Source organism: Nocardioides sp., from assembly GCA_037045645.1.
Taxonomy (GTDB): domain Bacteria; phylum Actinomycetota; class Actinomycetes; order Propionibacteriales; family Nocardioidaceae; genus Nocardioides.
Window position 1 is genome coordinate 224,009 of record JBAOIH010000010.1, and the last position, 13,145, is coordinate 237,153.

Sequence of the window (13,145 nt, forward strand, 5' to 3'; positions counted from 1 at the left end):
CTAGACACGACCAGAAAGATCAATCGTGACTGACACCCCGATCGAGAACCCCGACAACAGCGGGGGCACCGGCGACGGCGACGGCACCGACGTACGCGTCCAGCCAGTCGCACTCCAGACGGTGATGCAGCAGTCGTACATCGACTATGCGATGACGGTGATCGTCGGGCGCGCGCTGCCGGACGTACGCGACGGGCTCAAGCCGGTACACCGCCGCATCCTCTATGCGATGTACGACGGGGGCTACCGCCCCGACCGCGGCTTCAGCAAGTGCAGCCGCGTGGTCGGTGACGTGATGGGTCAATATCACCCGCACGGCGACTCGGCGATCTACGACACCATGGTTCGCCTCGCGCAGCCGTGGGTGCTGCGCTCACCGCTGATCCACGGCCAGGGCAACTTCGGCTCGGCGGGCAACGACCCGGCGGCGGCGATGCGATACACCGAGTGCCGGATGGCGCCGCTGGCCATGGAGATGGTCCGCGACATCGACGAGGACACGGTCAACTTCCAGCCCAACTACGACGGCCGCAGCGAAGAGCCGACGATCCTCCCCGCGCGCTTCCCCAACCTGCTGGTCAACGGCAGCGCGGGCATCGCCGTCGGCATGGCGACCAACATCCCGCCGCACAACCTGCGCGAGGTCGCGTCCGGTGCGCAGTGGGCGTTGGAACACCCCGACGCCACGCGTGAGGAACTCCAAGACGCGTTGATCGAGCGGATCAAGGGTCCCGACTTCCCGATGGGCGCACTGATCGTGGGCCGCGCGGGTATCGAGGAGGCCTACCGCACCGGTCGCGGCTCGATCCAACAGCGGGCCGTGGTCGAGATCGACGAGGACGCGAAGGGCCGCGTACAACTCGTCATCACTCAGCTGCCCTACCTGGTCAACCCGGACAATCTGGCGCTGAAGATCGCCGAACTCGCCGACTCCGGCAAGGTCCAGGGCATCGCCGATGTCAAGGACAACACGTCCTCGCGCACCGGCCAGCAGTTGGTGGTCGTACTCAAGCGCGACGCGGTCGCCCGCGTCGTACTGAACAACCTGTTCAAGCACACCGAGCTCCAGACCAACTTCAGCGCCAACATGCTGGCGCTGGTCGACGGGGTGCCGCGCACGCTGACGATCGACCAGTTCATCTCCAACTGGGTCACGCACCAGATCGAGGTCATCCAGCGGCGTACGCGCTTCCGCCTCGCCGAGGCCGAGAAGACCGCGCACCTCTACCGCGGTCTGGTCAAGGCACTCGACGCGCTCGACGAGGTGATCGCGCTGATCCGCGCGTCGGCGACCACCGACGACGCCCGCACCGGCTTGATGCAGTTGCTCGACATCGACGAGTTGCAGGCCAACTTCATCCTCGACATGCAGTTGCGCCGCCTCGCGCAGACCGAGCGACAGAAGATCATCGACCGCCTCGACGAGCTCGAAGCGATCATCGCCGACCTCGAGGACATCCTGGCCAACGAGGCGCGCCAGCGCTCGATCGTCTCGGAGGAACTCGCCGCAATCGTCGACAAGTTCGGTGACGACCGGCGTACGCAGATCATCGCCGCCGACGGCGACCTCTCGATGGAGGATCTGATCCCCGACGAGGAGCTGGTCGTGTCGATCACGCGGGGTGGGTACGCCAAGCGCACCCAGCGCGCGCAGTACCGACTTCAGCGTCGCGGCGGGAAGGGCGTACGCGGGGCAACCCTGCGCGGGGACGATGTGGTGCAGCACTTCATCGCCACCACCAACCACCACTGGCTGCTGTTCTTCACCACGGCAGGGCGGGTCTATCGGACCAAGGCCTACAACCTGCCCGAGGCGTCGCGTGACGCGAAGGGCGGCCATGTGGCTGGCCTGCTCAGCTTCCAGCCCGATGAGCAGATCGCCCAGGTGTTGGCGATCCGCGACTATGAGCAGGCGCCCTATCTGGTGCTGGCGACCAAGAGTGGTCTGGTGAAGAAGACCCGGCTGGGCGACTACAACTCTCCGCGTCAGGCCGGTGTCATCGCGATCAACTTCCGCGAGGACGACGACGAGTTGATCGGGGCCGAGTTGGTCAACGCCGAGGACGACATCTTGTTGGTCTCGCGCAAGGGCCAGGCGATCCGGTTCAAGGCCGACGACTCCCAGTTGCGCCCGATGGGTCGCGCCACCTCTGGCGTGACCGGGATGAAGTTCCGTACGGACCGTGACTCCGTGTTGTCGATGTCGGTGATCCGCGCCGCCCAGGTGGCTGCCGAAGAAGGCAGTACGCCCGAATCGCTGGTTGAGGAGGCTGCCGAAGGCGGCCGTCTCGAAACCACACCCGACTCGGTGGTTGAGGAGGGCGCAGCCCGTCTCGAAACCACGCCCGACTCGGTGGTTGAGGAGGGCGCAGCCCGTCTCGAAACCACGCCACCCACCTTCGGCGTCAACCCCCAATACGTCTTCACCATCACCGACGGCGGTTTCGCGAAGCGTTCGCGGATCACCGAATACCGCACCACCAACCGCGGCGGCGTGGGCATCAAGGCGATGGCGCTGGAGAACGAGGAGCGCGGCGGTCTGGTCGGCGCGTTCATCGTTGAGGACGGCGACGAGGTCATGTCGATCACCACGGGTGGACAGGTCGTACGCAGCCCGATCAACGCCGACTTCCGGCCCACGGGCCGCTCCACGATGGGCGTGAAGTTCGTGACGCCCAAGTCGGGTGACTCTGTCGCGGTCGTGGCGCGCTCGGTGGAGGCCAAGGAGGATGAAGAGGCGGTTGAGTCTGTCGCGACCTCGGCCGCTGAATCGCCCGAGGTGGCGGCGGGTGCAACAATCGACGACACCACCCAGCCGACCGACCAGGCGAGCACCGATGCGGAGGATGACTCCTGATGAGCGATCAGGCCCCAGGCTTCGGCCAGCGCATGCAGTCGAAAGCTTTCGCAGGCGATGGAGGACTTCAAAGCCAATCGTGAGGCTCCTGTCGAGGGTGGCGTCACGACGGCGGAAGGCCCTGCTCGCGAGTCGTCGTTGCGCCGTCGCCGCAGTGCGCGCCGGGCCCGGCTGCGGCTCACCCGGGTCGACCCCTGGTCGGTGATGAAGACGGCGTTTCTGCTGTCGATCGCCTTCGGTGTCGTCACGGTGATGTCGGTGTTGGTGGTCTGGTCGGTGCTCGGCGCGACCGGCCTGTGGGACTCGATCAACGCCACGATCGGCAACGTCTTGGGGTCCAACTCGACCTTCGACATCACGCAGTATGTCGGCACCTCGCGGGTCATCGGCTTCACCTTGCTGGTGTCGGTGATTGACGTGATCCTGCTGACCGCGATCGCCACGCTGGCCGCGTTCATCTACAACATGGCTGCGGCCTTGCTCGGTGGCATCGAGGTCACCCTGGCCGAGGAGAACTGATCGGAGTTGAGTCACAGGGCGGCCGATTTCGTCGCCCCGTGCCGGGTCCGGTAACCTCACTCCTCGGTCGTCCTCGTGGATCCCATGAGAGCGCCAGCGGGCCTATAGCTCAGACGGTTAGAGCGCTTCCCTGATAAGGAAGAGGTCACAGGTTCAAGTCCTGTTAGGCCCACCATCTCTTTCATGGCAGCGGCCTCCCCCGATCAGGGGAACTCGACCCTCAGCAGGCAATCCAGCGTCTACGCTCGACGGGTCGTACCGCAATCGGTTCTTGCGTGAGGCTCAGACGCTGGCGGCGGTGCAGTCGGAGCGGATCGTGCGGGTGTACGACGCGGGTGAGCATGAGGGGTGGTTGTTCCTCGCGACCGAGATCTTGGGCATGCCCGCGTCCGCGACCGGTCAGAACGCGATCGTTTTCGAACTCGAGCACGACTCGGGGCCGGTCGCGCTGCGCTGCTTCACCCACCTGCCTCCCGATGCGGCCAACCGGTATCGCCAGATCGATGAGTTCCTCTCGACCGCACCGTTGCCTCGCGTGGCACCGGTGCGTTGGGTCGACTACGGGCTCGAAGTCTCGGGGGCCCGCTGGCCCGCGGTCTTGATGCCATGGGCGCCGGGACTTCCCCTCAACGACGCGGTAGGCGACGCCGTCGAGGACCCGGCGCGACTGATGGCGTACGCCGACGAATGGCTCGCCGTGGGAGCGAACCTTGCCGCTGAGGGAGCCGCTCACGGTGATCTCCAGTGCGGCAATGTTCTGGTGGATGAGTCAGGCGTCTTCCGCCTTGTCGATCTCGACGGCTTCTATGCACCTGGTGTGACGACCGCTCCGACCGAGACCGGGCATCCCAACTTCCAGCATCCGAAGCGGTCGAAGGCTGACTGGGGACCCGACGTGGATGCGTTCAGCCTGCTCGTCGGCTATCTGTCCTTGCGCGCGCTCGCCGTCGATCCGGGGCTGTGGCGTTTCCACAATGGCGAGAATCTGATCCTTACGCAGGCCGACTTCGAGCAGCCGGCAAACACGGATGTCTGGCGCGCTCTGGCGCAGAGCCCTGATCAGGACGTACGACGTCTCGCGTCCCAACTCGAGGAGTTCTGCGGCGCCAGCAGGCCACCGACGTTGCCGCAGGTCTTGACCGCGATCCACGGTGAACCCCAGACCAGCACGGTGGTGCTGCCGATCTCGGAGCAGCAAGATCACGCGGCGTTCGGCGCAGTGTCTGCCGGCGAGGCGGCGACCGTGCTCGCGCCGGCGCCAGGCAGCAACGGCTCAGCACACTCTGCGCCGCCGGTGAACCCGGAGGCGGACTGGTGGACAGACGCCACGCCCACCGAAGCCACTGCCGCAACCGCGCTGGCGTACTCGATTCCGACTCCCGCCGCTACCCCGGCCGCTGCCGACCAGTGGTGGGACGACGGCGCGGTCGCCGGTTCACCGGGCGCAAGAGAGACAGGGACTCGGGACTACGGGGATGCTGGTCGGCCGGGCAGTGACCCCGCTCGGTTCGGCGCCGGTCAGAGAGTGGTGTGGAGCGCGCCCGTTGTCGGCGCGACCGCCGGCCTCGTGGCCGGACTGGTCGTGTGTGTGCTCCAGGTGCTGGTGTGGGCGATCCTCGGAGGGTCATCGTCGGCGGGCGGCGTCTTTCTCGTGGTGGTCGGCATGGCCCTGGCTGGGGCGCTTGCCGGTGCTGGCGTCGTGATCCGTGGTGACCTTGCGGCCAGCGTACGTCAGGGCGCCGGCGCAGCCGCGTTGTCGATCCCGGTCTCGTTGCTGTCCGCGCTGGTGTTCTACCTGGTGAGCCGGAGTGGGAGTGATACCGACTTCCAACCCGTGGTGGCACCCGCGATGGCCGTGCTGTCGGCGTGGGTTCTCGAGGCCGTCGGCATTGGCGTGGTCGTGGGCCTGTTGCGTCGCAGTGGTCGCGCTGTCGCAGCCGGCGTGATCGGGGGACTCGTCGGTGGAGCGCTGGGAGGTGCCCTGCACGCGGCTGTCCGGCCCTTCATGATCTATTCCAGGTTGGACCAGCGTTATGGGCTGGACATGACGCCGTCGGCCTTTCTCTCGGTGGCGATTTTCCTGGCGTGCGTCGTCATCGGTCTGGCGATCGGCCTCGCCGACCGGGTGACCCGACGGTTCTGGGTCGACCTGATCGAGGGCCCCGGGGCAGGACACGAGGTGGTGGTGGACCGCGAAGTCATCGACCTCGGCGGCGTTGGTGCCCACCGGGTCCGCGTCGAAGGCACTGGGGACATGCCGTGGGCCTATCTGTCGGCCGGTGCAGCAGGCCTCACCCTGAATCCCCAGCGCCCGATCGAGCTGAACGGCGTGACCCGATCGGTGGGCGAGTCGGTCCAGCTTCACGACGGAGACGTGATCCGAGTCGCCGACACCTACCTGCGCATTCGCACCAAGGCAGGTGTGTGATGGGGGTGCTCGTACGAGTCCTGGGTGCCGCTGTCGGTGCTGCGGTTTCGCTCCTGGTCGGGATCGTCGGCGTTGTAGTCCTCGGCAACAGTCCGACCGTCCCAGCGCCGAGGAAACCGGCGCCGTCCGCTGGTCCGGTGACCGTGACGGTGACCGCAGCAGCGCCGACGGCGACCCCCACCGCCACCCCCTCGTTGTTCTTCGGCCCGTTCCGGTCGACGAGCACCGCGACGGACATGACGACGCCGGACGCGGAGCAAGGCGGCCACGCGCCTGTGCCGAGCAAGGAAGCCGGCCAGGCCACGGTCACGAACACCCACGGCGGCGAACCGGCCGCACCAGGAGCACCCCAATGAGCCACGAGCAGCGCATCGACCGAGCCAATCCCGCACTGATCGTGATCCTCGTCGATCAGTCGGACTCGATGAAGATGGGCATCGCGGGGACCAACGACCCGAAAGCCTCCGTGGTGGCCGAGCAACTCAACAGCCTGCTCTATGAACTGGTGCTGCGGTGTGTGAAGACACCGCGCGAGCCACCCCGGCCGTACTTCTTCGTCGAGGTGGTCGGCTATCAAGGGGGATCCGGAACAGAGGCCCGGGTCGGCACTGCCCTGCGGATTCCGCAGCATCCGACCGGCCCGTACTCCACGACGGTGTTGGCGCAATCCCCGCTGCGCATCGGCAAACAGCGCAATGCCAGCACCGGCGCGATGGTGAATATGCCGGTCTGGATCGAACCCAAGCACGGCGGCGGCACACCGATGTGTGCGGCACTCGACTATGCGGGTCGCGTGTGCCATACCTGGGTCACTCAGCATCCGACCGCGTTCCCCCCGATCGTGATCAACCTCAGCGACGGGCAGCCCACGGACGGCGATCCAGGCGTGTGGGCTGATCGGTTGCGAAGCCTGCGGACGACGGATGGAGAAGTGCTCTTCTTCAACGTCCACATCTCTCAGTTCCAACACCGGCCGGTGGTGTTCCCTTCGACGACGGACGATCTGGAGACCGTGAATGCGCACAGGCTCTTCTCGATGAGTTCGCAGTTGCCCCCCAAGATGGTGGATGCGGCGCGTGCTCATGGCCTTGCGGTGCAGCCAGGATCGCGAGGTTTCGCCTATAACGCGGACCTGAAGTCGCTGGCTCAGTTCCTCAACGTTGGCACCAGCATCGGACGTATCGGATGAACCCGGCCGCAAGTCGTCGCACCAGTGTCGGGTGGGTCGCTTCCCTGACGATCTGGCTGCTCCTGCTGCTCGGTGCCGCCAACCTCAGCGACGCGGTACAGCGCCACCCCTGGGCCTTCCTGGTGCTCTCGATGGTTGGGGCCGGTGCCGGAGCCTTGTTGGCCGGCACGCTGGTGCGGGCGCCCGGCCGCCCCGCGTCGGTCAGGAGTCTCGCTCGTGCAGAGGTGACGCAGAGTGCGCAGGTCCCGATAGCGGCACGGCCACCACGGGTCGATCGGCAGCCGGCCCCGTCGCCGTACGAGCCGCAGCCCGAAGCACGCGGGGCGTGGCGCTTCACCGTGGCCAAGGAAGGCTCGGCGCCTGACGAAAACGACGACGCGGCCGCGATCGACAGGGCGGGGCGTTGGGCGGCGGTCAGCGACGGCGCGTCCAGTTCGTTCCGGGCAGGTGAGTGGTCTCGACACCTGTGCGACAGTTTCGTAGCCGCGCCGCCACCTGCTGACAACACAGCGGTGGAGGCGTGGCTCGGTCGGGTCGTCGCCTCTTTTCCCGAGGCCGAGAACGTGGAGGGCTGGTGGGGTGATTCTGCCAACGGGCTCGAATCCCACGCGACATTCGTGGGTGTCACGCTCATGGAGTCCGAGTCAGGCCCACGTTGGCGTGCGGTGGCGGTGGGCGATTCGATCGTCGTGCACCTGCGGCCCGGGGTCGGCGCCCTCGAACTGTTGACCAGTTTCCCGATCGCCGCCAGCGGAGGCTTCGAGTTCGCCCCCGAACTGCTGCGGAGCGGGGCGCAGGACCCGCCGCCCCTGCGCTCCATCGAGGGGCGCATGCGTTCAGGTGATTGCTGGTTGCTGATGAGTGACGAACTCGGTCACTGGGCACTCGCTGCCCACGAGGCCGGCGCTCCCGTGTGGCAGCTGCTGTTGAGTCGAGACGGGGCGGCGATCACCGAGCGGATCGGCGAAGCTCGTCGCGCCGGCACGATCCAGAATGACGACATGACCCTCGTGGTCTTGTGGGCGCCGACGCCGCCACCTCCAGCAGGTGACGGCGAGACCACGGTGATCAGACCGCTGCCCATCGGCTAGTCGACTCCAGACTCACCCCACCCGCGGCGCGACCCCCTTGGCGAGTTCCTCGGGCATCGGCTCATAGTGCGCGAACGACCGCGTGAACGTCCCCGCGCCGTGCGTGGAGGAACGTAGGTCGATCGCATACCGCACCAGTTCGGTCTGTGGCACTTCTGCCTTGATCTCGGTCAGATCGGTCCCCAGGTTGTCCGTGCCGAGCAGACGCCCTCGGCGCGCCGACAGGTCGCTCATCACGTGACCGACCAGGTCGTCGGGCACCAGCACGGACACGGTGTCGTACGGCTCCAGCAACGTCACCGAGGTGGCCGCCGCGGCCTCGCGCAGCGCCAACGCCCCGGCCGTCTGGAAGGCCATGTCGGAGGAGTCGACCGCATGCGCCTTGCCGTCGGTCAGCGTGACGCGCAGGTCCACCACCGGATACCCGGCCCGGACTCCGCGCGCCATCTGGGCGACGATCCCCTTCTCGACCGACGGGATGTAGTTGCGCGGGACCGCGCCACCGACGACCTTGTCGACGAACTCGAAGCCGGACCCCGCGGGCAACGGCTCCACCGTCACGTCGCACACGGCGAACTGGCCGTGCCCGCCCGACTGCTTGACGTGCCGTCCGTGCCCGGACGCAGGCGACGCGAAGGTCTCGCGCAACGACACCAGATAGGGCTCCTGGTCGACCGACACGCCATAGCGGGTCGACAGGCGTTCCAACGTGACGTCGAGGTGGGATTCGCCCAGCGACCACAGCACGATCTGGTGGGTCTCGGCGTTGTGCTCGATCCGCAGCGACGGGTCTTCGGCCACGACCCGGGACAACGCCGTCGACATCTTGTCCTCGTCCGCCTTCGACCGCGCCACGATCGCCGTCGGCAGCAGCGCCTCGGGCATCGTCCAGGGCTTGAGTACGACCGGCTGCTCCGGCGACGACAACGTGTCGCCGGTCTCTGCCACGGTGAGTCGCGCGATCGAGCAGAGGTCGCCCGCGACCACGGATTCGGCCGGCTCCTGGTGGCGACCGAACGGGTACGACAGCGCGCCGATGCGGGTGTCCTCGTCGTGATCGGCCTGTGCGTGGGTCCCGAAGAAGGACGAGAAGTGTCCGCTGACATGCAGTGTCGAATCCGCGGTCAGCGTGCCCGAGAAGACGCGCACCAAGGAGATCCGGCCGACGTACGGATCGCTGGTCGTCTTGACGACCTCCGCCACCAGTGGCCCGGCCGGATCACATGCCAAGGCCGGACCAGCCGCGCCCGACGGCGTGAAGGCCGCCGGCATCGGATGTGCGGCCGGATGCGGGAACGCGCGTACGACCAGGTCGAGCAACTCGGTCGTGCCCACACCCGTCATCGAGCAGACCGGGATGACCGGGTGGAACGTGGCGCGCGCGACGGCCGTCTCCAGGTCGCTCAGCAGCACCTTCTCGTCGATCTCCTCGCCACCGAGATAGCGATCCATGAGCGTCTCGTCGGCCGACTCCTCGATCACGCCTTCGATGAATTGCCCCCGCAGATCCTCGTCGTCACCAGGAGAGAGCAGATTGGCCAAGGCCGTGACCTCGTCACCGTCGCGTACTGGGACGTGCGATGGCAGCACCTTGTCGCCGAAGGCGTCCTGTGCCTCCAGCAGCACGGTGTCGTAGTCCGCTCGCTGCTGGTCGAGTTTGGTGATCACGACGGCACGCGGCATGGACACGTCGGCGCATTCGCGCCAGATGGCCCGGGTCGCCGCGTCGACCTGCTCGTTTGCGGCGATCACGAACAGGGCGCAGTCCGCGGCCCGCAGCCCGGCGCGAAGTTCACCGACGAAGTCGGCGTAGCCGGGGGTGTCGAGGAAGTTGATCTTGACGCCCTGGTGCACGACCGGCGCGACCGCGACCGACAGCGACCTCTGGTGGGCGTGTTCGGCGTCCTCGAAGTCGCACACGGTCGTGCCGTCAAGCACCGAACCGGCCCGGGGAAGCGCACCCGCGGAGACCAGGAGGGTCTCGATGAGGGTGGTCTTTCCCGAACCGGCCGGTCCGACGAGCACCACGTTGCGGATCTGATCGGGGGAGGAGACCGACAGGTCCTGGCCGGGTTGTCTGCGCTGTGCACTCTTGTCTGCCATGGCTCCCAAACTTCTCCTCGGGAGTGGCGAAAGCAAGAGGTACGCGTGTCTGTTGCGCAACATCGCCGGCAGCCGGAGGGGCAGCGGCAGACGCAGCCGGAGACGGGCGTGGCAGGCCCTCGATGCATGGGGTCAGCAAGGGCCCGCCACTGGCGTCAGGGTTCACCCCCCGACGGGGCAACTGTGGCACCGTTGCGGCTCTGCGTCAGGCGATTGGGACAAGTTTTCCTGTTCGAGAATTCGCGCCGCGGGGATCGGGATGCGCGTGGGTGTCAGGTGGTGACACAGTGGCCCTATGACGCTGGATGTACGACGCGACCTGTTCATCAACGGCCACTGGCGCGAGGCCGAATCAGGTGCCCGGTTCAAGGTCTATGACCCCGCCGATGGCAGCGTGCTCGCGGAGGTCTCCGATGGCGACGAGGGCGACGCCCTCGATGCGCTGGACGCCGCGGTCGCGGTGCAGGACGACTGGCGTCGTACGGCTCCTCGCGAGCGCAGCGAGATCCTGCGCCGGGCCTTCGAGTTGTTGCAGCGCGACGCCGACGACTACGCCGAGCTGATGAGCCTGGAGATGGGCAAGCCGGTCGCCGAGGCGAAGGGCGAGGTCGCGTACGCCGCAGAGTTCTTCCGCTGGTTCGCCGAGGAGGCCGTACGCATCTCCGGCACCTGGATGCACAACCCGGCCGGTGGCACCCGGTTGCTGACGATGAAGAAGCCCGTCGGCCCGTGTCTCTTCCTGCTGCCGTGGAACTTCCCGCTCGCGATGGGCACGCGCAAGATCGGCCCGGCCGTCGCCGCGGGATGCACGATGGTGGTCAAGCCCGCCGAGCTTCACCCCCCTGACGACGCTGAAGCTGGCCGAGACGATGACCGAGGCGGGGCTGCCCCCGGGCGTACTCAACGTCGTGACCACTCACAACTCCGGTGCGCTCAGCAAGACGCTGATGGCCGACAGCCGCCTGCGCAAGGTGAGCTTCACCGGCTCCACGCCGGTGGGGAAGCTGCTCGTCGCGCAATCGGCCGGTGAGTTGCAGCGGATGAGCATGGAGCTTGGCGGCAACGCGCCGTTCCTGGTCTTCGAGGATGCCGACGTCGACGCGGCCGTCGAAGGCGCGATGCTGGCCAAGATGCGCAACATGGGCGAGGCGTGTACGGCCGCCAACCGGTTCCTGGCCCACGAGTCGGTGGCGTCCGAGTTCGCCGAGAAGTTGGCGGCCAAGATGGGTGCCCTCAAGGTCGGGCGTGGCCAAGACGAGGGTGTCCAGGTCGGTCCGCTGATCGACTCTCGCGCGGTCGAGTCGGTCTCGCAACTGGTCACCGACGCCATCCATGACGGCGCCCGCGTGGTGACCGGTGGTGGCGTACCCGATGACGAGTCCCTCAAGAACGGCAGTTTCTACGCGCCGACGGTCCTGGTGGGTGTGCCGGCAGAGGCCGAGATCAACAAGGAGGAGATCTTCGGTCCGGTCGCGCCGATCACCACTTTCACCGACGAGGCCGAGGCCGTACGCCGCGCCAACGACACCGAGTACGGCCTGGTCGCCTATGTCTTCACCCGTGACATGACGCGCACGATCCGGCTGTCGGAGGAGTTGCAGTTCGGCATGGTCGGCATCAACACCGGCATCGTCTCCAACGCAGCGGCGCCGTTCGGTGGAGTCAAGCACAGCGGTTTCGGTCGCGAGGGCGGCTTCGAGGGGATCGAGGAATACCTCGACACGACGTACGTCGCGCTGCCGGTGTAGTTCGCTGCCGGTGTAGTTCGCGGGCAGAGGGTCCGCCAGCCGAGCGCGGTGCACGCATAAGGTGAGCCGGTGAGTGACACCCCCAGATTCCCTGAACGATTTCCGCTGGGGCACCAGCACGGCCGCCTACCAGGATCGAAGGTGCCGTACGCGAGAACGGGCGCGGCGTTAGCGTCTGGGACGCCTTCGCCAGCGAGCCCGGCCGGGTGATCGATGGATCGAGCGGCGCCCGTGACCTGCGACCACTATCACCGCTTCGCCGAAGATGTCGCGCTGATGCGCGACCTCGGCACCCGAGCAGGCTATCGCCTCTCGATCGCCTGGCCGCGGATCCAGCCGGACGGCCAGCGGGCCTGCCAACGCCGAGGGGCTGGATTTCCTACGACCGGCTGATCGACGAGTTGGTCGCAGCCGAGATCAAGCCGATGGTCGCCGCTCTTCCACTCGGGACCTCCCGCAGGCTCTGGAAGATCAGGGTGGCTGGCTCAACCGCGACACCGTCGAGCGCTTTGCCGAGTACGCCGCGATCGTGGGCGAACGTTTCGCCGATCGGGTCGAGCACTGGGTGCCGGTCAGCGAGCCCCAACATGGTGATGATGTTGCGGGGTACGCCCTGGGCCAGCACGCGCCGGGTCGCAAGCCGCCCTTCGATGCCGTGCCCGTGGCGCACCACCTGCTGCTCGGTCACGGTCGGGCCGCTCTCGCGCTGCGCGCTGCCGGAGCCTCTTCGATCGGGTGCGCCGACAACCACGCACCGATCTGGCCGGCGAGTGATGCACCCGAGGATGTAGGCACCTCCAAACTCTTCGATGCGCTCTACAACTCGGGGACTCTTCGCCGAGCCGCTGTTGTTGGGCCGTTATCCCGTTCGACCTGGCGCCGCTGCTGGACGAGTTCGTCCGACCCGGCGACCTGGCCACGATCCGCCAGCCGCTCGACTTCTACGGCGTGAACTACTACAACCCGATGCGCATCGCGGCGGGGTGGTGAGGGCGCCGAGACTGCCGTTCGAACAGGTCGACGTCGTCGGCTACTGCGACACCACCGACTTCGGCTGGCCGGTTGTGCCGGACGGATTGCGCGAACTACTGATCCTGCTGCGGGCTCGCTATCGCGCGGCACTCCCGCCGATCCACGTCGCCGAGAGCGGGTGCTCGTACGGCACGGGGCCCGACGCCGACGGCGTCGTCGCCGACCAGCCGCGCATCGA

General features: G+C 67.3%; 11 protein-coding genes, 1 tRNA gene and 1 pseudogene. 11 read left to right on the forward strand and 2 right to left on the reverse strand.

The window, feature by feature from the left end; translation table 11 throughout:
* Window positions 1-40: 40 nt before the first annotated feature.
* The 7 genes from gyrA (at window position 41) to V9G04_17990 (ending at window position 8,084) form a co-directional block, all read left to right on the forward strand.
* A complete protein-coding gene (gene gyrA, locus V9G04_17960) occupies window positions 41-2,857 on the forward strand; it encodes a DNA gyrase subunit A (GenBank protein MEI2715124.1) in 2,817 nt (938 codons plus the stop codon).
* A 57-nt stretch (window positions 2,858-2,914) separates the two neighbouring features.
* Complete coding sequence (locus tag V9G04_17965) at window positions 2,915-3,376, forward strand: DUF3566 domain-containing protein (protein ID MEI2715125.1); 462 nt, start codon at window positions 2,915-2,917, stop codon at window positions 3,374-3,376.
* 98 nt (window positions 3,377-3,474) lie between these two features.
* Window positions 3,475-3,551 (forward strand) — tRNA-Ile (locus V9G04_17970).
* 96 nt (window positions 3,552-3,647) lie between these two features.
* Window positions 3,648-5,804 carry a hypothetical protein gene (locus V9G04_17975; GenBank protein MEI2715126.1) on the forward strand — a complete coding sequence of 719 codons (2,157 nt, stop codon included), beginning with the start codon at window positions 3,648-3,650 and terminating at the stop codon, window positions 5,802-5,804.
* Complete coding sequence (locus V9G04_17980; GenBank protein MEI2715127.1) at window positions 5,801-6,160, forward strand: hypothetical protein; 360 nt, start codon at window positions 5,801-5,803, stop codon at window positions 6,158-6,160. Before V9G04_17975 ends, V9G04_17980 begins: the two co-directional genes overlap by 4 nt.
* Window positions 6,157-6,993 (forward strand): vWA domain-containing protein, encoded by an 837-nt coding sequence (locus tag V9G04_17985; protein MEI2715128.1) that lies wholly within the window; start codon window positions 6,157-6,159, stop codon window positions 6,991-6,993. The genes V9G04_17980 and V9G04_17985 overlap by 4 nt, the downstream gene beginning before the upstream one ends.
* Window positions 6,990-8,084: a hypothetical protein gene (locus tag V9G04_17990; GenBank protein MEI2715129.1), complete on the forward strand. Its 1,095-nt coding sequence runs from the start codon at window positions 6,990-6,992 to the stop codon at window positions 8,082-8,084. The genes V9G04_17985 and V9G04_17990 overlap by 4 nt, the downstream gene beginning before the upstream one ends.
* 12 nt (window positions 8,085-8,096) lie before the next feature.
* Here V9G04_17990 and V9G04_17995 read toward each other — a convergent pair whose 3' ends face one another.
* A complete protein-coding gene (locus tag V9G04_17995) occupies window positions 8,097-10,187 on the reverse strand; it encodes an elongation factor G-like protein EF-G2 (GenBank protein ID MEI2715130.1) in 2,091 nt (696 codons plus the stop codon).
* A 295-nt stretch (window positions 10,188-10,482) separates the two neighbouring features.
* On the opposite strand from V9G04_17995, the pseudogene V9G04_18000 reads away from it, so the two are divergent.
* The 3 genes and pseudogenes from V9G04_18000 (at window position 10,483) to V9G04_18010 (ending at window position 12,328) form a co-directional block, all read left to right on the forward strand.
* Window positions 10,483-10,950, forward strand: a pseudogene (locus tag V9G04_18000) (aldehyde dehydrogenase family protein).
* A 106-nt stretch (window positions 10,951-11,056) separates the two neighbouring features.
* Complete coding sequence (locus V9G04_18005; GenBank protein ID MEI2715131.1) at window positions 11,057-11,935, forward strand: aldehyde dehydrogenase family protein; 879 nt, start codon at window positions 11,057-11,059, stop codon at window positions 11,933-11,935.
* 231 nt (window positions 11,936-12,166) lie between these two features.
* A complete protein-coding gene (locus V9G04_18010; GenBank protein MEI2715132.1) occupies window positions 12,167-12,328 on the forward strand; it encodes a family 1 glycosylhydrolase in 162 nt (53 codons plus the stop codon).
* Here the strand turns inward: V9G04_18010 and V9G04_18015 are convergent.
* Window positions 12,315-12,623 carry a hypothetical protein gene (locus V9G04_18015; GenBank protein MEI2715133.1) on the reverse strand — a complete coding sequence of 103 codons (309 nt, stop codon included), beginning with the start codon at window positions 12,621-12,623 and terminating at the stop codon, window positions 12,315-12,317. The two genes, V9G04_18010 and V9G04_18015, sit on opposite strands and share 14 nt — an antisense overlap.
* A 298-nt stretch (window positions 12,624-12,921) precedes the next feature.
* Here V9G04_18015 and V9G04_18020 point away from each other — a divergent pair.
* Window positions 12,922-13,145, forward strand: a 224-nt coding sequence (locus V9G04_18020; GenBank protein MEI2715134.1) for a family 1 glycosylhydrolase, incomplete at its 3' end; no start/stop codon positions are given.

Bases quoted from the DNA above. Each gene is read 5' to 3' on its own strand.
- V9G04_17985 (MEI2715128.1), top strand. From the start codon at position 6,157: ATGAGCCACGAGCAGCGCATCGACCGAGCCAATCCCGCACTGATCGTG.
- V9G04_18005 (MEI2715131.1), top strand. From the start codon at position 11,057: ATGACCGAGGCGGGGCTGCCCCCGGGCGTACTCAACGTCGTGACCACT.
- V9G04_17965 (MEI2715125.1), top strand. From the start codon at position 2,915: ATGGAGGACTTCAAAGCCAATCGTGAGGCTCCTGTCGAGGGTGGCGTC.
- V9G04_17995 (MEI2715130.1), bottom strand. From the start codon at position 10,187: ATGGCAGACAAGAGTGCACAGCGCAGACAACCCGGCCAGGACCTGTCG.
- V9G04_17990 (MEI2715129.1), top strand. From the start codon at position 6,990: ATGAACCCGGCCGCAAGTCGTCGCACCAGTGTCGGGTGGGTCGCTTCC.